Here is a 17561-nt window from a genome sequence, read left to right on the forward strand (position 1 = left end):
ATTCGCCGCCTACCATTTGCGGCGCTGGTAAACCGCCCCGGCCACCGCAGAGGGGCAGGGTGGAGCGCGCCGCCGGGCGTCGCTATCCTGCCCGGGCCAACCACAAGGACTCGCCATGACCACCACCCCGGCCACCCCCAGCAGCTTCCAGGCGCTGGTGCGCCTGCTGCGCTACGCCCGCGGCTACCGCCGGCGCATCCTCGCCGCCAGCGCCTGCTCGATCATCAACAAGCTGTTCGATATCGCCCCCGAGATCCTGATCGGCGTGGCCATCGACGTGGTGGTCAACCAGGAGGCGAGCTTCGTGGCGCGCCTCGGCTTCACCTCGGCTCAGGAGCAGATATTCATTCTGGCGATCCTGACCTTCTTTATCTGGGCCGGCGAGTCGCTGTTCGAGTACCTCTACAAGATCCTGTGGCGCAACCTCGCCCAGCGCCTCCAGGCCGACATGCGCCTGGATACCTACGAGCATGCCCAGCGCCTGGACATGGCCTTCTTCGAATCGAAGAGCTCCGGCCAGCTGGTCGCCACCATGAACGACGATATCAACCAGCTGGAGCGCTTCCTGGATGGCGGCGCCAATGCCCTGATCCAGGTGGGGGTCACCGTGGTGGCGGTGGGGGCGGTGTTTTTCGTCATCTCGCCGCTGATCGCGCTGCTCGCCTTCACCCCGATCCCGCTGATCGTGTGGGGCGCCTTCTACTTCCAGCGCAAGGCGGGCCCGCTCTACGCCGATGTGCGCGAGAAGGTAGGCGACCTGGCCAGCCGGCTGGCCAACAACCTGGCCGGCATCGCCACCATCAAGAGCTTCACCAGCGAGGCCCGCGAGGCGGCGAGGCTGCGCGAGGTGAGCGAGGCCTACGTGGAGGCCAACCGGCGCGCCATCCAGGTCAGCTCCGCCTTCATCCCGGTGATCCGCATGGCGATCCTGGCCGGCTTCCTGGCCACCTTCACCGTGGGCGGCATGCTGGCGCTCAGGGGCGAGCTCAACGTGGGCGCCTACGGCGTGCTGGTGTTCCTCACCCAGCGCCTGCTGTGGCCGCTGACGGGCCTGGCCGAGGTGATCGACCTGTTCGAGCGCGCCATGGCCAGCACCCGGCGCATCCTCGACCTGCTGGCGGTGCCGATCCGCGTCCGCGACGACGCCAGCGCGCCGCTGGCCGAGCCCTTGCGGGGCGCGGTCAGCTTCGCGGGCGTGAGCTTCCGTTACGCGCAAGGCGGAGGGGGCGTGGAGGACATCAGCCTCGAGGTGCCGGCGGGCCATACCCTGGCCCTGGTGGGCGCCACCGGCTCCGGCAAGTCGACCCTGATCAAGCTGCTGCTGCGCTTCTACGACCCTGACGCCGGGGGCATACGTATCGACGGCCAGGCGATCGATGCGGTGAGCCTCGCCTCGCTGCGCGGCGCCATCGGCCTGGTCAGCCAGGACGTCTACCTCTTCGAGGGCACGGTGCGCGACAACATCGCCTACGGGAAGCCGGAGGCCGAAGAGGCGGAGGTGATCGAGGCGGCCAGGACCGCCGAGGCATGGAGCTTCATCCAGGCGCTGCCCCAGGGGCTCGATACCCCGGTGGGCGAGCGCGGCGTGCGCCTCTCCGGCGGCCAGCGCCAGCGCCTCTCGCTGGCCCGGGCGCTGCTCAAGGACCCGCCGATCCTGGTGCTGGACGAGGCCACCAGCGCCGTGGACAACGAGACCGAGGCCGCCATCCAGCGCTCCCTGGCGCGCATCGGCCACGGCCGCACCGTGATCATGATCGCCCACCGCCTCTCCACCATCGTCCACGCCGACGAGATCGTGGTGATCGAGGGCGGCCGGGTCACCGAGCGCGGCACCCACGCCACCCTGCTGGCGGCCGACGGCCGCTACGCCGCCCAGTGGCGGGTACAGACCGGGGCGCTGCTGGCCGCCGCCGAGGGAGCCACCCCCAGTGCGTGAGGCGCTGGAACGCCACCAGGTGTGGGTCTACCTGGCGGCGCTCCTGGCCGGCCTTGCCCTTGGCGGGCTACGCCCCGCGGCAGCCGCCGGCCTGGAGGGCGGGCTCTGGCCGCTGCTCGGCCTGTTGCTCTATGCCACCTTCACCCAGGTGCCGCTGGGCCGCCTCGGCCTGGCGGCGCGGGACTGGCGCTTCGCCGGCGCCCTGGTGCTCGGCAACTTCCTGCTGCTGCCGCTGCTCGTCGGCAGCCTGGTGGTGGCGCTGCCAATGGCGCCGGCCGTCAAGCTCGGCGTGCTGATGGTGCTTCTGGTGCCCTGCACCGACTGGTTCATCACCTTCAGCCACCTGGGGCGCGGCGACGCCGGGCGTGCCATCGCCGCCACGCCGCTGCTGCTGGCGCTGCAGCTGGTGACGCTGCCGAGCTACCTGTGGCTCTTCCTGGGGGCGGAGTGGTTGAGCCTCGCCATCGGCGGGCCGCTACTGGGGGCCTTCGCCGGGCTGATCCTGGTGCCGCTGGCGGCGGCCTGGCTGACCCGGCGGCTGGCAAGCCGCCGGGCGGGGGCGCATCGCCTGGTGGCCGGGCTGGGCTGGCTGCCGGTGCCGCTGCTCGCCGCGGTTCTGCTGCTGGTGGCAGCGACCCAGGTCGCCGGCATGGCGGGGGTGAGCGGGGTGGTGCTCCAGGTGCTGCCGCTCTTCATCGGCTACCTGACGCTGGCCGCGCTGCTGGGCGTGGGGCTGGGGCGGCTGTTCGGGCTCTCGCCGCCAGCGGCGCGCACTCTGACCTTCAGCCTCGGCACCCGCAACTCCTTCGTGATGCTGCCCATCGCCCTGGCGCTGCCCCAGGGCTGGCAGGCCGCGGTGGTGGTCATCGTCGTCCAGTCGCTGGTGGAGCTGTTCGGCATGCTCGCCTACCTGCGGCTGGTGCCCTGCCGGCTGATCCCCGACCGCCCGGGCACCCCGCCGGGCTGAGCTACTCCTCTGCCGGCCTGTCCTGTGCCTTCTTGAGCGACTTGGTCCAGCGCTGGCGGGCGTACTTGCGCAGGTTGGCGACGTTGTCGGTCTCGTCGACGATGTCCTGGCCGAGGATGGTCTCGATGACATCCTCCAGGGTGATCAGCCCCACCCAGGTGCCGAGGTCGTCATAGACCACGCACAGGTGCTGGCGGTCGTGGACCATCGCCATGAACACCTGCTCGACGCTCTCGCCGTCCAGCACCGTCTTGATCGGGTGCATCAGCGTCTTGAGGTCGACGTCGTCCTCGGCGTTGTAGGTGTCGGCCCGGTGCACATAGCCCAGCGCCTGCTCGCCGCCATCCATCACCGGGAAGCGGGTGAAGGGCGAGTCGCCGCACGCCGCGTCGAACTCCTTCACCGTCATGCCGGCCCGCGCCGTCACCGAGACGGTGCGCGGGGTCATCACGCTCCTCACGGTGATGTCGTGCAGGTTGAGGATGTTGACGATGACCCGGGTCTCCTCGGGGTCCAGCGCCTTCTCCTCCTGGCCGATCTGCGCCAGCGCCTTGATCTCGCCGCGCATGTCGGTGTCCATGGCGTCCTTGCCGATGCGCCGGGTGATCTGCTCCGACATCCAGATGAAGGGCTTCAGGCTCCACACCATGACCTTGAGGGTGGTGGCCAGCATGCCGGAAAGCTGGCGCCAGTAGGTGGCGCCGATGGTCTTGGGGATGATCTCGGAGACGAACAGGATCAGCAGCGTCATCAGCGCCGAGGCGATCCCCAGCCAGGCCTCGCCGAATACCACCGTGACCTGGGCGCCGACGCCGGTGGCGCCCACCGTGTGGGCGATGGTGTTGAGCGTGAGGATCGCCGCCAGCGGCTGGTCGATGTTGCGCTTCAGGTCGTTGAGCCTGGCGTGCAGCCGGGGGTTGGTCTCGCGCACCTGCGCCACGTAGCTCGGCGTCATCGAGAGCAGCGCCGCCTCGAGCAGCGAGCAGAGGAAGGAGACGCCGATGGAGAGGACAGCGAAGGCAATCAGCAGGAACATGAGGTCTCGCTGGGTGGCCAGGGGAATGCCGCCTTCGGCGGCCCCGGCATCTTCGCCGAAGGGCCGACTTCCCCGCAAGCCGCGCGGCTATGGCCTCAACCATCGGCATTCGCTATCATACGTCGCGGCGCCGTCCTGGCGCTCCCGCCGAAGGGGCCTATAGCTCAGTTGGTTAGAGCAGGGGACTCATAATCCCTTGGTCGCAGGTTCGAGTCCTGCTGGGCCCACCAAAAGACAACTTATGACGTTATTGCGGTTTTTTGTGGATGTACGCCTACGCCATTAACTCAAGACCCGCCGGGTGCCAGCACATGTCCTTTTGAGTTCGACCGCCGTGCCGTCTTCCGCAACAGCCACCTACGAGTGTCTGTTCGCATTTTCTTCTGCATGTCTCTGCACGATGGCGCGCATCCTTGGCGCTCCAGCCCCTCGCTACTTGGCGGCCTCGGCCCGACCTGGGAGCGAGGGGCAGGCCCTTGTCCCGGATCAGCGCCGTCGGTTTCGGGGACTGCGTTCCGGCGTGGGTTCCTGTATCGGCTCGTGAAGTTCTACTGACCCGGTGTCGAAGACGGCCATGGCCTCGTCCAGGCTGGTGGCTACCGCATTCCACGGCAAGGGCGAGCCGGCGAAGTGGCAGTGGTAGAGGGCCTCGTCGTCGATCTCGACACGATGTATGTCATTGCCCTGGTTGTCCTGCCACCAGTCGGCATGGATATGCTGCCAATGGGAAGTGAGCGGGGCGCGAAAGGCAGTGTTCATGATCGCCGTCCTTTCTTGGGCACGAGGCGCGACGCGAGACATGACGGCTTCGTGAAAGGGTAGGTAGAACTCCAGGGAGTTGCCGCTCTCGGTGATGCTTCGACGGTCACGGTGGTCACTACCCTTTCCGCGCCTTAGGCATAGTCCCCTTACGACACAGGTTAGTAGAAAAACGCTGTTTGTAAATATTTGTTACACTCTTTCTGTCGTCATCTTGCCGCCGGGGGAACGGCCTCGACCCCCCGGGGGCAGGGTGGCCGTGCTGAGCGGATATGACGGGTGCCACCTGGTCGCGACAAGGCCAGAAGTGTAGGATTACTGATAGCAAGCTACTGATCATGCTCCGCGACCCTGAGATGGGGTGCGATGTTCTGTGACTCACCCCATAACAAGAATCGCCCTGCCTCCCCTGACACAGCACCACGGCCTGCGACGTCGCCGGTGCGGTTTCACCGCGTCCGCAGACTCGGAACATGCCTTGTCAGAGGAGACCTTCCCATGCCTCGCCCCACGCGCCCGGATACCGGCACCGCCATGCACGCCCTGATCCGCGAGATCCGTACCCGCGTTCCCTTCGCCACCCCGGGGGCGAGCCTGTGTCGAGGGCCCTGCCGGGGCTGCTCGAAGAAGCTGCTGGAGTTCCTGGATACCGAGCTCGAGGAGTGGGAGGACCGTATGGAAGAGGGCGAGGTGCCGCGCTTCGGTGACCTCAAGCGACTGGAGAAGCTGGCCACCAAGGTGATGGCGGCGCTGCGCCGGAATGGCCTCGTCGCCTGAGCTTCTCCCGAGACGGCTCAGCCCCGTCTCAACTTGAGGACATCCGCGATGCTTTCGTCGACCGGGTAGCGAACGAAGTCGCGCTCCTTCCGGTCGGCGGCATACATCGCCATGCGGTCGGCCAGTTCGTTGCCCTCCACCCCGGCATGCCCCTTGACGTGGGCGATGGTCACCTTCGACTTCAGGCCTTCGTAGAGCGCGTAGGTGGGCTGGATGATCTCGGGGTTCTTGATCGCCTGGCCATCGGCCTTCTTCCAGCCGCGCCGCTTCCAGCCGCTGGCCCACTTGGTGATGGCATTGATGGTGTAGGTGGAGTCGCAGTGGATGCGCACGGAGGCGCCTTTGGCGATCTCCTGCTGGGCGACCAGCAGGGCCTGGCGCAGGGCGTTGAGCTCCGCCGTGTTGTTGGTGCCCGCGGGGTTGTAGAGGCCGTACCACAGCTCCGCAAGCTTGCCGTCACGGTAGATCGCCATGCCGGAGCCGGCATCGCCGGGGTTGGGCTCGCAGGCGCCGTCGCAGTAGATCTCGGTGTCGTAGCGCTTGCCCGGGGCGGCGGAGGGGCCCGCCGGCGTGGGCGTCTTGCGGTGTGCCGGCCGTTTCGCGGGCGCATCCGAGCCCTCTCCCTGCCTGGCGGGCGCCGCTGCGACCGGGCCCTTGGAGAAGGCCGCTTCGGCCGCTTCCCGGGAGGGGAAGGACTTGAAGCGTGCCTTGGGGTAGCCCTTCACCTGGCGGCTGCACTCCTCCCAGGTGGTGAAGATGCCGGTCTGGCGGCCGACCCAGACGACATAGAACTTGGGGCCCTTGCTGGCTGCCATGGCCTGCTCCTTGGCAATAATTCGGCTCGCCATGATACATGACTCGCCCCTTCACGGCGGCGCCTGCCTCACACCGAGATCAGCACCCCGCCACCCGCCAGCACGGCCACCACCGCCCAGGCGGGCAGCTTCCACACCGCGAGCAGCAGGAAGCCGCTGAGCGCCAGGGCGAACTCCCGGGGGCCGAGAATGGCGCTGGTCCACACCGGCTGGTAGAGCGCCGCCCCCAGGATGCCCACCACGGCGGCGTTGGCGCCGCGCATCAGCGCCTGGGCGCTGTCCCAGCGGCGGAACCGGTTCCAGTGGGGCAGCACCGCCACCAGCAGCAGCATGCCGGGCAGGAAGATCATCGCCAGCGCCAGGGCGGCGCCGAACAGGCTGGCGCCGAGTGGCTCCATGACGGCACCCAGATAGGCCGCGAAGGTGAACAGCGGCCCGGGGATCGCCTGGGCGGCGCCGTAACCGGCCAGGAAGTCGTCGGCACTCACCCAACCGGACTGCACCACCTCGGCCTCGAGCAGCGGCAGCACCACATGGCCGCCGCCGAACACCAGGGCGCCGGCGCGGTAGAAGGCATCCATCACCGCAAGCGTCAGCGAGGGCGTGGCCCAGGCCAGCAGCGGCAGGCCCACCAGCAGTGCGACGAAGGCGAGCCCCGCCAGGTGGCCGGCACGGCGAGAGACGGGCAGGGTCAGGGGGTGCGCCTCGCGCTCGGCGTGGCGTCGGCAGAACAGCATGCCGGCAACGGCACCGACCGTGATGGCGGCCACCTGGCCCAGCGGGCCGCTCACCAGCACCACGGTGAACACCGCGGCCAGGGCGATGCCGGCGCGGCGCCGGTCGGGGCAGAGGTTACGCGCCATGCCCCACACCGCATGGGCGACGATGGCCACGGCGGTGACCTTGAGGCCGTGGATCAGCCCCTGGCCGATGGGCCCCTCGAAGGCGGCGGCGCCCAGCGCGAAGAGCGAAAGCAGGATCGCCGAGGGCAGGGTGAAGGCCGTCCACGCCGCGAGTGCCCCCCAGGGGCCGCCGCGCATCAGCCCCAGGGCGAAGCCCACCTGGCTGCTGGCGGGGCCGGGCAGGAACTGGCACAGCGCCACCAGGTCGGCGTAGGCCTGCTCGGTGAGCCAGCGCCGGCGCTCCACGAACTCGCCGCGGAAGTAGCCGAGATGAGCGATGGGGCCGCCGAAGGAGGTCAGGCCCAGCAGCAGGAAGGCGCGGAATACCTCGCGAGTGCGGCCAGGGGTGGCGTGGTCGTCGCTCATGAGAGGCTCCTTCAGCCGGGTGGCAAGCCTGCCAGGCTGGGGGTAAGGCGTGACGATAGCGTGACGGCGCGCCGGGTGAGAAGGGGGCGGGCGATCATGCCCCGGGTAGGAACTGGCGGCACAGCGCCGCTACCAGGATGCCGCCGGCGATGGCGGGCAGCGGCTTCTTGAGCGTCAGCATGACCAGTGCGGTGGTGAGCAGGGCCAGGCGCGCGCCGGTGTCGCCGGTCACCGCCAGGGGCGCGAGCAGCGCCACCAGCACCGAGCCGGACATGGCGTGGATGAATTGCCTCACCCGGTAGCCGATGGGCACGAAGGACATCACGAAGACGCCGCCCCAGCGGGTCGCCAGGGTCACCAGCGCCATGGCCAGGATGATGAAGAGCGCGCCCAGGCCGCCGGTCTCGACACTCATTCCTGCTTCCCCCACACCAGGCCCACCAGCCCGCCGGCGATGGCACCCACCACCACGTGGCTGTTCTCCGGCAGGTAGTAGAAGGCGAGCAGCGAGGCGCCGGCGGCCACCGCCCAGATCAGCAGCATGCGCAGGTTCTTCTCGCCGCCCACCACCATAGCCAGCAGGAAGCAGCCCATCACCATGTCGAGCCCGAGGCGCGCGGGGTCCTGCACCGTGCCGCCGACGTGCAGGCCCAGCCAGGTGCCCAGCACCCAGAAGCCCCACAGCGCGATGCCGCCGCCCAGCATCAGCCCCAGCCCCGGCTGGCCGCGGTGGAAGGCCTGCATGGCCATGGCCCAGTTGGCGTCGGTGGCGACCAGCATGATGGCGTAGCGCCGCGCCGGCGGAAGCGGCTCGAGCCAGGGGTAGAGGGTGGCGCCCATGAGCAGGTGGCGGGCGTTGATGGCGAACACCGTCACCATCAGGGTGAAGAAGGGCACCTGGGGCCCCCACAGCTCCAGGGTGGCGAACTGCGCGGCGCCGGCGAACACCAGGGTGCTCATCAGCACGATGGCGGCATCGGTGAGACCCGCCTGGGTCGCCGCCAGGCCGAAGGCCACCCCGAACACGACCACGAACAGCGAGATCGGCAGCAGCGCCTTGAAGCCATCCCACACCAGCGCGCGGTCGAGGCGGTGGGGGGTCGCGTCCTTGCGGGTCATGCCGTGCTCCTCTGCGGGCTGTTCGTCGGGTCAGCCCTCGATACTAGCAGAGCGCGGCGCCGGTCGACGGTTGTCGTCCTGCCGGTGGAAGCGGCGGCGTGCGGCGCGACTACGGTCGGCGAGGATGGCGTCGTCGCGAAGCTCGGGGCGCACGATATCGTCCTGGCTCAGGTCGAGCACGGCGAGGCGAGAGCGGGCGGCGGTGGTCTGGGCAAGGCGTGTCATGTCGGTCTCCTATTCCCCTGTCTGGAGGTCGTGGTTCGGCAAGCGCCGACCCAGGGGAGTGGAGCCGTGCGCCGCTTTAGCTGCATTTCTATCCCGCCCGCAAGTTGGTGCTTAAATCGGCGGTGGCCTGAGGGCCAGATACACGAAACCCGCTTTGCAGGGGCTAAAGCGGGCTCTTGGCGTCGCTTTAGCGGCATTTGTAGAGCGCCCGCAAGCTGGGAGTCAAATCGGCGCCGGATTCACGGTACGGCGAGGCCGGGGTGGCTGTCAATCGCCGCCACGGCAGCCCGACTCGCGGTGATAGTGGCTGGCTATCGGCGGAAGAGACGCAGCGGCGCTTGCCGCGGCGCTGGAATCGGCCATCATGGGCGACCACTGTCCCCGAGCCCGAGAGGAGCGACCATGCGCATCAATGCCGATTTCACCCGGCGTGCCGCCGTCACGCCGGACCAGCACCAGTGGGTGGCCTCGCCCCAGGGCGGGGTCGAGCGGGTGATGCTCGACCGGGTGGGGGCCGAGAAGGCCCGCGCCACCAGCCTGGTCCGATACGCCCGGGGCTCCCACTTCCCGCCCCACGAGCATCCCGGCGGCGAGGAGATCCTGGTGCTCTCCGGCACCTTCTCCGACGAGAGCGGCGACTTCCCGGCCGGCTGGTACGTGCGCAACCCGCCGGGCTCCGCCCACCGCCCCGCCAGCGAGCCGGGCGCCACCATCTTCGTCAAGCTATGGCAGATGCCGCCGGAGGATCACCGTCAGGTGCGCGTCGACACTTACGACCCCGCCGCCTGGCGTCGCGAGGAGGAGGGGCGCGAGGTCTGCCCGCTGTTCGAGTCCGCCGCCGAGAGGGTCAGCCTGGAGCGCCTCGCGGCGGGCCAGGCGCTGCCGGTCGAGGCGACCCGGGGCGCGGAGCTGCTGGTGCTGGCCGGCGAGCTCGTCCTCGAGGATGACACCCTTACAGAAGGGAGCTGGTTGCGCCTGCCGCCCGGCGACACGCCGCGCCTGCTGGCCGGTGCCAAGGGCGTCACCTGCTACCTCAAGCGGGATCACCTGGGCGAGATTCGCGTGCCGGCGTGAAGCCCGCCTCCGCCAGCGCCACCAAGTTGTGCAGCGCCGGGGAGTCGTTGCCCGCCCGCCAGGCCAGCCACAGCGGCATGGCGCACTCGCGAAGCGCCTGCATGGCCACAAAGCGGATGCCGGGCATGGGGTGGCAGGCGCTGGCGGCGGGCACGATGGCCACGCCCAGCCCCGCGGCCACCATGCTGAGGATGGCGATGTTGTCGGCGCCGAACTGCACCACACGGGGATGGAAGTCCAGGCGCTGGAAGTGGGCCATCACCCGGTCGTAGTAGACCGGCGAGACGCTGCGGAAGCCCCAGATGAAGTCGGCCCGCTCGAGCTCCGCGAGCCGCCGGGGCGGCGACGCCGCCCAGGGGGAGTCGGCGGGTACCGCCAGGATCAGGTGGTCCCGCTGCAGCAGGCGGGTCTCCAGGCCCGGCTGGTCGCCGCTGTCCAGGTAGAGGATCCCGGCGTCCAGGGTGCCCGCGCGCAGTCGGTCCAACTGCGGCCCGGAGAGCAGCGGGAAGACCTCGAAGCCGACCTGCGGATAGCACTGGCGATAGCGACCCAGCAGGTCGGCCACCTCCGGCATCCACAGGTGGGTCACCGTCACCCCCAGGCCGAGCTTGCCGGTCAGTCCGCTGCCCAGCGCCGAGAGTCGCGCGCGCACCTGGATGCGTCGGTCGAGCAGCGTTATCGCCTCCTCGTAGAGGGCCTTTCCGGCCACCGTCAGCCGCACCCCCCGGGCGTGGCGCTCCAGCAACTGGGTGGCCAGGTCCTCCTCCAATAGTCGTATCTGGCGGGTCAGCGCCGGCTGGGCGACGTGCACCCGGCGACTGGCTGCGGAGATCGATCCGGTCTCGGCGACGGCCACGAAGTAGCTCAACTGGCGGAATTCCATGGGAGCGGGCCTGGACAGGGGGCGATGTCAGGCACTCTACCCATGCCGTAACAGCATGTCAGCTATCCAAAAGCGATATTTTTGCTATCGATTGCCCTGTTTCATAGTGGAAGAACAACCCACAACAAGTCTCGCCCCGCGCGAGCCGGAACGACCCCATGACCAAGACCTACCACCTGCTGACGGGGCTGCACTTCGCGCTGTGCACCCTGGCCATGATCTGGCCCGGCGCCCTGATCGCCAACCGCATCGAGCCCAGCGTGCTGGGCCTGCCCTTCCTGTTCTTCTGGTACACCCTGTGGATGCTGCTGCTGTTCGTGGGCATGTGGGTGGCCTTCGTGATCCGTCACGGAGGTGACCGCCATGAGTGATACCACGATCGTCATCGGCATCACCCTGGCCTACCTGCTGGTGGTGCTGGCGGTAGGGCTGCGTGCCCGGGGCCAGGCGAGCTCGAGCCTGGAGGGCTATGTCGCCGGCGGGCGCCACGTGGGCGTGGTGATCCTGTTCTTCATCCTCGGCGCCGAGATCTTCTCCGCCTTCGCCTTCCTCGGCACCCCGGGCTGGGCCTACCAGCACGGCGCGCCGGCCTTCTACATCCTCGCCTACCTGTCGCTGGTGCCCATCACCATCTGGGCGCTGGGGCCGCGGGTCGCCAAGCTGGGCCGCGAGCGCGGCTACCTGACCCAGGGCGACATGATCGCCGACCACTACCGCAGCAAGCCGCTGGGCATGCTGGCCGGGGTGATCGGCGTGGTGGCGCTGGTGCCCTACCTGACCATCCAGATCGCCGGCGCCGGGCTGCTGTTCCAGGCCGCCACCGACGGCGCGGTGCCCTTCTGGCTGGGCGGCCTTCTGGCCTTCCTGGTGGTGGCGGCCTATGTCTTCACCAGCGGCCTGAGCGGCATCGGCTGGACCAACCTGGTGCAGGGCGTGATGATGATCGCCATCGCCTGGTTCCTGGGCCTGGCCATCCCCGAGCGCCTCTACGGTGGGGTGGGGGAGATGTTCACCCAGCTCCAGCAGCAGGCGCCGGAGTACCTCACCATGCCCGGTGCCACCGGCATGGGCTGGGGCTACTTCAGCACCGCGGTGCTGGTCAGCGCCTTCGGCGGCGCCATGTGGCCGCACCTCTTCATGAAATTCTACTCCGCCGACAGCGGCAAGACCCTGCGCAAGGTCAGCGTCTTCTACCCGCTCTACGCCTACCTGCTGGTGCCGCTGCTGTTCATCGGCTTCGCCGGCATCCTGGCCTTCGCCGACTCTCCTCTGGAGCGCGCCGACACCGTGCTGCTGCAGATGGTGATGGACGTGGCCAACTTCTCGCCCTGGGTGATCGGCCTGATGCTCTCCGGCGCCCTGGCGGCGGCGATGTCCACCGGCGCCAACCTGGCCCATACCGCGGCCATCGTGCTGGTGCGCGACGTCATGGGGCCCACCGTGATGAAAGGTGCCAGCGAGAAGGCCACGGTGAGCGCCACCCGCTGGAGCGTGCTGGGGCTGTCGCTGGTGGCCTACCTGATCGCGCTGATGAACCCCGGCTCGCTGGTGATGATCCTGCTCACCGCCTATGGCCTGATCGTGCAGCTCTTTCCGATGGTGCTGGGCGCGCTCTTCCTGCCCAGGCTGCGTCGGGCCAGCGTGATGGCCGGCGCCCTGGCGGGCAGCCTGGCCTACCTGCTGATGGACTTCGTGTGGAGCTCGCCCCTGGGCTGGCACGCCGGCGTCTGGGCGATGCTGCTCAACGTGGCGGTGGTCGCCCTCTGGCAGCGGTTGCCTGCCCCCCAAGGTAACGGCCAGGCGGCCGGCGGCCGCTGATTCCCGAAGGAGACCATGATGCCATGCAGAAGGCCGACCCCGTGGGGTCGGCCTTCTGCGTTGTCTCCTGGGTGACGGGAGATGGACTCAGCACTCGATGGCGCTGACCGCGAGCCCGCCCTTGGAGGTCTCCTTGTACTTCTCCTGCATGTCGGCGCCGGTGTCACGCATGGTACGGATCACCTTGTCCAGCGAGATGAAGTGCTGACCGTCGCCGCGCAGCGCCATCTGGGTGGCGTTGATGGCCTTCACCGAGGCGATGGCGTTGCGCTCGATGCAGGGCACCTGGACGAGGCCGCCCACCGGGTCGCAGGTCAGCCCCAGGTTGTGCTCCAGGCCGATCTCGGCGGCGTTCTCGACCTGGTCGATGGTGCCGCCCATCACCTCGGTGAGGCCGGCGGCGGCCATGGCGCAGGCCGAGCCCACCTCGCCCTGGCAGCCCACCTCGGCGCCGGAGATGGAGGCGTTCTTCTTGCACAGGATGCCCACGGCGCCGGCGGCGAGCAGGAAGTCCACCACGTCGCGATCGCAGGCCCCCTTCCGGAACTGCATGTAGTAGTGCAGCACCGCCGGGATGATGCCCGCCGCGCCGTTGGTGGGGGCGGTGACCATGCGCCCGCCGGCGGCGTTCTCCTCGTTGACCGCCAGGGCGTAGAGGTTGACCCAGTCCATGGCCGACATGGTGGAGGCGATCAGCGAGTGGTCGTCGGTGCTGGCCAGCATGCGCTCGTGCAGGGCGCGGGCGCGGCGCTTGACGTTGAGCCCGCCGGGCAGCACGCCCTCGGCCTCGAGCCCCTTGGCGACGCAGGCCTGCATGGCCTGCCAGATCCGGCACAGCCCCTCGCGGATCTCCGCCTCGCTGCGCCACGCCTTCTCGTTCTCCAGCATCAGCTCGCTGATGCGCAGCTCGTGGTCACGGCACATGCGCAGCAGCTCGTCGGCGGTCTGGAAGTCATAGGGCAGCTCCGTGCGGTCGGTGTCCAGCGCCCCCTCGGCGGCCTGGGCCTCGTCGATGACGAAGCCGCCGCCCACCGAGTAGTAGGTGTTGCGGTAGAGCTCGTCGGCGTGGCCGTGGGCGACCAGGCGCATGGCGTTGGGGTGGCGCGGCAGGCTCTCCTCGAGCAGCTGCAGGTCGCGCGCCCAGATGAAGGGCACGCTGTGGCGGCCGGCCAGGCGCAGCGCCTCGGCCTCCTGCAGCTCCTCGATGGAGGGAGCGATGATGTCGGGGTCGATGCGGTCGGGCCGCTCGCCCATCAGGCCCATGATCACGGCGCGGTCGGTGCCGTGGCCGATGCCGGTGGCGGAGAGCGAGCCGTAGAGCTGCACCTCGACCCGGGCGACCCGGGTCAACAGGTCGCGGGCCTCGAGCTCGCCCACGAAGTCGCAGGCGGCCTGCATCGGCCCCACGGTATGCGAGCTGGAGGGCCCGATGCCGATCTTGAACAGGTCGAAGACGCTGATGGACATGGTCGTGAACCTCTTTGTTGTCTTGGCGACTCGGTACTATTGGGTCGCGACTCGCGCCTGCCGGCTCTCGGCGGCGCGGCAGGCGGCCGCGGTGAACAGCACGTCGGTGGAGGAGTTGAGCGCCGTCTCGGTGGAGTCCTGGACCACGCTGATCACGAAGCCGATCGCTACCACCTGCATCGCCACGTCGGTGGAGATGCCGAACAGGCTGGCGGCCATGGGGATCAGCAGCAGCGAGCCGCCGGCCACGCCGGAGACCCCGCAGGCGGCCAGTGCCGAGACCACGCACAGCAGCAGTGCGGTGGGGAAGTCCACCGGGATGCCCAGGGTGTGGGCCGCGGCCAGGGTGATCACCGAGATGGTGATCGCCGCGCCCGCCATGTTGATGGTGGCTCCCAGCGGGATGGAGATGGCGTAGGTATCGGGGTCCAGGTCGAGCTTCTCGCACAGCTCCATGTTGACCGGGATGTTGGCCGCCGAGCTGCGGGTGAAGAAGGCGGTGATGGCGCTGCCACGCAGGCAGGCGAACACCAGCGGGTAGGGGTTCGTGCGGGTCTGCCAGAAGACGATCAGCGGATTGGTGACCAGCGCCACGAACAGCATGCAGCCGACGATCACCCCCAGCAGCTGGCCGTACTCGAGCAGCGCGCCCAGGCCGGATTCGGCCAGGGTGTTGGCGACCAGGCCGAAGATGCCCAGCGGGGCGAAGCGGATCACCAGGTGGACGATGCCGGAGATGGCCGTGGAAAGGTCATTCAGGACGCCGCGGGTGGTCTCGCTGGCCTGGCGAAGCATCAGCCCCAGGCCGATGGCCCAGGCCAGGATGGCGATGAAGTTGGCCTCCATCAGGGCGCTGACCGGGTTGCTCACGGCATTGAGCAGCAGGTCGCGGAGGATCTCGATGATGCCACCCGGCGGGTTACCGCTGACCTCGGGCATGTCCAGTGTCAGGGTGGTGGGGAAGACGAAGCTGGCCACCACGGCCACCAGCGCCGCCACCAGGGTGCCGATGACATAGAGCAGCAGCACGCCGCGGATGTGGGTGGGCTGCCCCTGGCGGTGCCCGGCGATGGCCGCGGCCACCAGCACGAACACCAGGATCGGTGCCACGGCCTTGAGGGCGGAGACGAACAGCTGACCGAGCAGCGAGAACGAGGTGGCGAGCTCGGGGGCCAGCAGGGCGAGCAGCAGGCCGCAGACGATGCCGATGGCGATCTGGGTGATCAGACCCAGCCGTAGCAGCGGGCCGAAGAGGGCGTTCAGCGTGGAGGTCATCGAGGATCTCTCGGTGTTGGGGAAGTTGACATGCTGGGTGGCCGAGGCCGGATCGGGCGGCCTCGATCGTTTTGACCTGCTCCGGCGGGGTAGTGCCGGGGCAGGGTATTGCCCTTGCGTCGCGGCGGGGCGCTTACTTGCCGCGGTAGTAGCCCGGGGTGACGAAGGGGGTCTTGGTCACGGTCATCGGCAGGTGCTTGCCGCGTACCTCGGCGTAGACGGTGGTGCCCACCTCGGCGTTGGCGATGGTCACGTAGCCCATGGCCACGGGGGCGCCGACGCTGGGGCCGAAGCCGCCGGAGGTCACCTGACCGATGGCGTTGCCGTCGGCGTCGAGCAGCGGGGCGCCCTCGCGCACCGGGGCACGCCCCTCGCCGAGCAGGCCGACACGCTTGCGGCTGTGGTCCTTCTCGGCGACCTGATGCAGCACCAGGTCGGCGCCGGGGAAGCCGCCGGGGCGCTCGCCGTCGCGGCGACGCGGCTTGCCGATGGCCCAGATCAGGCCGGCCTCCACCGGGGTGGTGGTGGTGTCGATGTCGTGGCCGTAGAGGCACAGGCCGGCCTCCAGGCGCAGCGAGTCGCGGGCGCCCAGGCCGATCGCCTCGACCTCGGGCTCGGCCAGCAGGCGGCGGGCCAGGGCCTCGCTCTGCTCGGCGGCCACCGAGATCTCGAAGCCGTCCTCGCCGGTGTAGCCGCTGCGGCTGATCCACACCGGGATGCCGTCGATCTCGACGTGGCGGTGCTGCATGAAGACCATCTCGTTGGCCTCGGGGCAGAGGCGCGCCATCATCTCGGCGGTCTTCGGGCCCTGGATGGCGATCAGGCCACGGTCGAGCTCCTCGATGGTGTGGCCCTCGGGCAGGCCGCGGCGCAGGTGGGCGATGTCCTGGGCCTTGCAGGCGGCGTTGACCACCAGGTAGAGGTGGTCGCCGGCGTTGACCACCATCAGGTCGTCGAGGATGCCGCCCTCCTCGCTGGTGAACAGCGCATAGCGCTGCATGCCCTCGGGCAGGCCGACGATGTCCGCCGGTACCAGGGTCTCCAGCGCCTCGGCGGGGGAGGGGCCGCGCAGCAGCAGCTGACCCATGTGCGAGACGTCGAAGAGCCCGCAGGCCGTGCGCGTGTGCTCATGCTCCTTCTTCACGCCCAGCGGGTACTGCACCGGCATCTCGTAGCCGGCGAAGGGCACCAGCTTGGCGCCGAGTTCGACGTGCAGGTCATACAGGGGAGTGCGCTTCAGCTCGCTCATGGGGGCCTCCGGAATCAGGGGAATCGAAGCGGCTTGCCTCAAGGATAGCGGCAACCGGCGTCATGATGCCTAGAGTAGACGAAGTTTCCTATAAGAAACAATGGGGCCATGACAAGAAACCGCCGCCCGGTAGGCCGGGGGCGGCCGATATGCCGATCAATGGCTCAGGGAGCCGAGGTTGTCCCGCCAATGGAGGCGTGGTGGCGAGGCATCGAGGGGGCGTTCAGGCGGTCCGCGAGAGTGCCGGTTTTCCTATCGGAAACCGGCGTCCGGCTCAGCTGGCGTCGCCGAGGGGGCCGCCGTTGATCGCCGAGAGTGCCTCGTTGGCCTCGAGGATCTGTGCCTCGATGCCGGTGACGCCCATGCCTTCCAGGCGGGCGGTGTGCATCTGGCGGTAGGCCTCGGCGTCCTCGCGGGTGGCGAAGAGGTAGACGCCGCCGGCGCGCTGGCCGGCCTCGTCCTCGGTCCAGATCTTCCACAGCAGGCCGGGCTCGTCGTTGATGGAACGGGCCAGCGGCGTCATGGCCTCGACCATGGCCTCGCCGAAGGGTCCTGCGAAGGGGAAGTGGACCTGCAGAATCACGGCCATCGGGCGCTCCTTGTCATGGGGGTGGGGAAGGGTCAGACGACGTCCAGGGCATCGGTGCGGAAGAGGGTCGCCTCCTCGCCGGGCAGGGTGACGGAGAACTCGCCGCCGCCCAGGTAGCTGACCGGGTGCCCCTCGCGGGTGCGCAGGGCGGGCTCGCCGCTCACCGGCCCGGTGCGTGCCAGCTCACCGAGCTCCTTCACGCTGACCAGGATATCGATCATCACCTCGCGGCCCTGGTCGTCGAAGGCCATGACGGTGTGTTCGTGCTCGCTCATGGGGAGGCTCCGGCTGTCGTTGACTGCCC

The 17561-nt window shown here is 69.1% G+C and carries 19 protein-coding genes and 1 tRNA gene; 7 read left to right on the forward strand and 13 right to left on the reverse strand.

Annotated features, from left to right (window positions below; genetic code table 11):
• Window positions 1-115 precede the first annotated feature (115 nt).
• On the forward strand, window positions 116-1936 hold the full coding sequence (locus tag BLP95_RS07455) for an ABC transporter ATP-binding protein (protein WP_089677832.1): 1821 nt from the start codon (window positions 116-118) through the stop codon (window positions 1934-1936).
• Window positions 1929-2903: a bile acid:sodium symporter gene (locus BLP95_RS07460; protein WP_089677834.1), complete on the forward strand. Its 975-nt coding sequence runs from the start codon at window positions 1929-1931 to the stop codon at window positions 2901-2903. Before BLP95_RS07455 ends, BLP95_RS07460 begins: the two co-directional genes overlap by 8 nt.
• Window position 2904: 1 nt before the next feature.
• Here the strand turns inward: BLP95_RS07460 and BLP95_RS07465 are convergent, their stop codons facing one another.
• Entirely contained in the window at window positions 2905-3939 is a 1035-nt protein-coding gene (locus tag BLP95_RS07465) for a CNNM domain-containing protein (RefSeq protein WP_089677836.1), read from the reverse strand.
• A 153-nt stretch (window positions 3940-4092) separates the two neighbouring features.
• On the opposite strand from BLP95_RS07465, the gene BLP95_RS07470 reads away from it, so the two are divergent.
• Window positions 4093-4169: transfer RNA gene (locus tag BLP95_RS07470), tRNA-Ile, on the forward strand.
• 256 nt (window positions 4170-4425) lie between these two features.
• Here the strand turns inward: BLP95_RS07470 and BLP95_RS07475 are convergent.
• Window positions 4426-4698 (reverse strand): hypothetical protein, encoded by a 273-nt coding sequence (locus tag BLP95_RS07475; RefSeq protein ID WP_089677838.1) that lies wholly within the window; start codon window positions 4696-4698, stop codon window positions 4426-4428.
• Window positions 4699-5196: 498 nt separating this feature from the next.
• On the opposite strand from BLP95_RS07475, the gene BLP95_RS07480 reads away from it, so the two are divergent.
• Window positions 5197-5475 carry a hypothetical protein gene (locus tag BLP95_RS07480; protein ID WP_089677840.1) on the forward strand — a complete coding sequence of 93 codons (279 nt, stop codon included), beginning with the start codon at window positions 5197-5199 and terminating at the stop codon, window positions 5473-5475.
• Between the two features lie 17 nt (window positions 5476-5492).
• Here BLP95_RS07480 and BLP95_RS07485 read toward each other — a convergent pair whose 3' ends face one another.
• From BLP95_RS07485 to BLP95_RS07505, 5 genes are all read right to left on the reverse strand, one after another.
• The gene (locus BLP95_RS07485) at window positions 5493-6290 is read right to left on the reverse strand and encodes a ribonuclease H family protein (protein WP_089677842.1); all 798 of its coding nucleotides are present in this window, start codon (window positions 6288-6290) and stop codon (window positions 5493-5495) included.
• 68 nt (window positions 6291-6358) lie between these two features.
• Entirely contained in the window at window positions 6359-7558 is a 1200-nt protein-coding gene (gene chrA / locus BLP95_RS07490; RefSeq protein WP_089677845.1) for a chromate efflux transporter, read from the reverse strand.
• Window positions 7559-7652: 94 nt separating this feature from the next.
• On the reverse strand, window positions 7653-7973 hold the full coding sequence (locus tag BLP95_RS07495; protein ID WP_089677847.1) for an AzlD family protein: 321 nt from the start codon (window positions 7971-7973) through the stop codon (window positions 7653-7655).
• A complete protein-coding gene (locus BLP95_RS07500; protein WP_089677849.1) occupies window positions 7970-8677 on the reverse strand; it encodes an AzlC family ABC transporter permease in 708 nt (235 codons plus the stop codon). The genes BLP95_RS07495 and BLP95_RS07500 overlap by 4 nt, the downstream gene beginning before the upstream one ends.
• 30 nt (window positions 8678-8707) lie before the next feature.
• Window positions 8708-8902, reverse strand: coding sequence for a hypothetical protein (locus BLP95_RS07505; RefSeq protein WP_089677851.1), 195 nt, complete (start codon window positions 8900-8902; stop codon window positions 8708-8710).
• A 402-nt stretch (window positions 8903-9304) separates the two neighbouring features.
• On the opposite strand from BLP95_RS07505, the gene BLP95_RS07510 reads away from it, so the two are divergent.
• Complete coding sequence (locus tag BLP95_RS07510; RefSeq protein WP_089677853.1) at window positions 9305-9976, forward strand: cupin domain-containing protein; 672 nt, start codon at window positions 9305-9307, stop codon at window positions 9974-9976.
• Here the strand turns inward: BLP95_RS07510 and BLP95_RS07515 are convergent.
• Window positions 9936-10859 carry a LysR family transcriptional regulator gene (locus BLP95_RS07515; protein ID WP_089677855.1) on the reverse strand — a complete coding sequence of 308 codons (924 nt, stop codon included), beginning with the start codon at window positions 10857-10859 and terminating at the stop codon, window positions 9936-9938. The genes BLP95_RS07510 and BLP95_RS07515 overlap by 41 nt on opposite strands.
• Window positions 10860-11017: 158 nt before the next feature.
• On the opposite strand from BLP95_RS07515, the gene BLP95_RS07520 reads away from it, so the two are divergent.
• Together BLP95_RS07520 and BLP95_RS07525 are read left to right on the forward strand one after the other, a co-directional pair.
• Window positions 11018-11230 carry a DUF3311 domain-containing protein gene (locus BLP95_RS07520; RefSeq protein WP_089677857.1) on the forward strand — a complete coding sequence of 71 codons (213 nt, stop codon included), beginning with the start codon at window positions 11018-11020 and terminating at the stop codon, window positions 11228-11230.
• Entirely contained in the window at window positions 11223-12677 is a 1455-nt protein-coding gene (locus BLP95_RS07525) for a sodium:solute symporter family protein (RefSeq protein ID WP_089677858.1), read from the forward strand. Before BLP95_RS07520 ends, BLP95_RS07525 begins: the two co-directional genes overlap by 8 nt.
• Window positions 12678-12764: 87 nt before the next feature.
• On the opposite strand, the gene BLP95_RS07530 is transcribed toward BLP95_RS07525, so the two are convergent.
• The 5 genes from BLP95_RS07530 to BLP95_RS07550 form a co-directional block, all read right to left on the reverse strand.
• Complete coding sequence (locus BLP95_RS07530) at window positions 12765-14144, reverse strand: L-serine ammonia-lyase (protein WP_089677860.1); 1380 nt, start codon at window positions 14142-14144, stop codon at window positions 12765-12767.
• A gap of 36 nt (window positions 14145-14180) precedes the next feature.
• On the reverse strand, window positions 14181-15419 hold the full coding sequence (gene sstT / locus BLP95_RS07535) for a serine/threonine transporter SstT (protein ID WP_089677862.1): 1239 nt from the start codon (window positions 15417-15419) through the stop codon (window positions 14181-14183).
• A gap of 133 nt (window positions 15420-15552) precedes the next feature.
• Window positions 15553-16668: a glycine cleavage system aminomethyltransferase GcvT gene (gene gcvT, locus BLP95_RS07540; protein WP_089677864.1), complete on the reverse strand. Its 1116-nt coding sequence runs from the start codon at window positions 16666-16668 to the stop codon at window positions 15553-15555.
• Between the two features lie 274 nt (window positions 16669-16942).
• A complete protein-coding gene (locus BLP95_RS07545; RefSeq protein ID WP_089677866.1) occupies window positions 16943-17257 on the reverse strand; it encodes a monooxygenase in 315 nt (104 codons plus the stop codon).
• 32 nt (window positions 17258-17289) lie between these two features.
• The gene (locus BLP95_RS07550; protein WP_089677867.1) at window positions 17290-17532 is read right to left on the reverse strand and encodes a hypothetical protein; all 243 of its coding nucleotides are present in this window, start codon (window positions 17530-17532) and stop codon (window positions 17290-17292) included.
• Window positions 17533-17561 lie beyond the last annotated feature (29 nt).

Source organism: Halomonas shengliensis, assembly GCF_900104135.1.
Taxonomy (GTDB): domain Bacteria; phylum Pseudomonadota; class Gammaproteobacteria; order Pseudomonadales; family Halomonadaceae; genus Halomonas; species Halomonas shengliensis.

Excerpts from the sequence above, each read along its gene's own strand:
- BLP95_RS07455 (WP_089677832.1), top strand. The coding sequence starts at position 116 with ATGACCACCACCCCGGCCACCCCCAGCAGCTTCCAGGCGCTGGTGCGC.
- BLP95_RS07465 (WP_089677836.1), bottom strand. The coding sequence starts at position 3,939 with ATGTTCCTGCTGATTGCCTTCGCTGTCCTCTCCATCGGCGTCTCCTTC.
- BLP95_RS07475 (WP_089677838.1), bottom strand. The coding sequence starts at position 4,698 with ATGAACACTGCCTTTCGCGCCCCGCTCACTTCCCATTGGCAGCATATC.
- BLP95_RS07480 (WP_089677840.1), top strand. The coding sequence starts at position 5,197 with ATGCCTCGCCCCACGCGCCCGGATACCGGCACCGCCATGCACGCCCTG.
- BLP95_RS07485 (WP_089677842.1), bottom strand. The coding sequence starts at position 6,290 with ATGGCAGCCAGCAAGGGCCCCAAGTTCTATGTCGTCTGGGTCGGCCGC.
- chrA (WP_089677845.1), bottom strand. The coding sequence starts at position 7,558 with ATGAGCGACGACCACGCCACCCCTGGCCGCACTCGCGAGGTATTCCGC.
- BLP95_RS07495 (WP_089677847.1), bottom strand. The coding sequence starts at position 7,973 with ATGAGTGTCGAGACCGGCGGCCTGGGCGCGCTCTTCATCATCCTGGCC.
- BLP95_RS07500 (WP_089677849.1), bottom strand. The coding sequence starts at position 8,677 with ATGACCCGCAAGGACGCGACCCCCCACCGCCTCGACCGCGCGCTGGTG.
- BLP95_RS07505 (WP_089677851.1), bottom strand. The coding sequence starts at position 8,902 with ATGACACGCCTTGCCCAGACCACCGCCGCCCGCTCTCGCCTCGCCGTG.
- BLP95_RS07510 (WP_089677853.1), top strand. The coding sequence starts at position 9,305 with ATGCGCATCAATGCCGATTTCACCCGGCGTGCCGCCGTCACGCCGGAC.
- BLP95_RS07515 (WP_089677855.1), bottom strand. The coding sequence starts at position 10,859 with ATGGAATTCCGCCAGTTGAGCTACTTCGTGGCCGTCGCCGAGACCGGA.
- BLP95_RS07520 (WP_089677857.1), top strand. The coding sequence starts at position 11,018 with ATGACCAAGACCTACCACCTGCTGACGGGGCTGCACTTCGCGCTGTGC.
- BLP95_RS07525 (WP_089677858.1), top strand. The coding sequence starts at position 11,223 with ATGAGTGATACCACGATCGTCATCGGCATCACCCTGGCCTACCTGCTG.
- BLP95_RS07530 (WP_089677860.1), bottom strand. The coding sequence starts at position 14,144 with ATGTCCATCAGCGTCTTCGACCTGTTCAAGATCGGCATCGGGCCCTCC.
- sstT (WP_089677862.1), bottom strand. The coding sequence starts at position 15,419 with ATGACCTCCACGCTGAACGCCCTCTTCGGCCCGCTGCTACGGCTGGGT.
- gcvT (WP_089677864.1), bottom strand. The coding sequence starts at position 16,668 with ATGAGCGAGCTGAAGCGCACTCCCCTGTATGACCTGCACGTCGAACTC.
- BLP95_RS07545 (WP_089677866.1), bottom strand. The coding sequence starts at position 17,257 with ATGGCCGTGATTCTGCAGGTCCACTTCCCCTTCGCAGGACCCTTCGGC.
- BLP95_RS07550 (WP_089677867.1), bottom strand. The coding sequence starts at position 17,532 with ATGAGCGAGCACGAACACACCGTCATGGCCTTCGACGACCAGGGCCGC.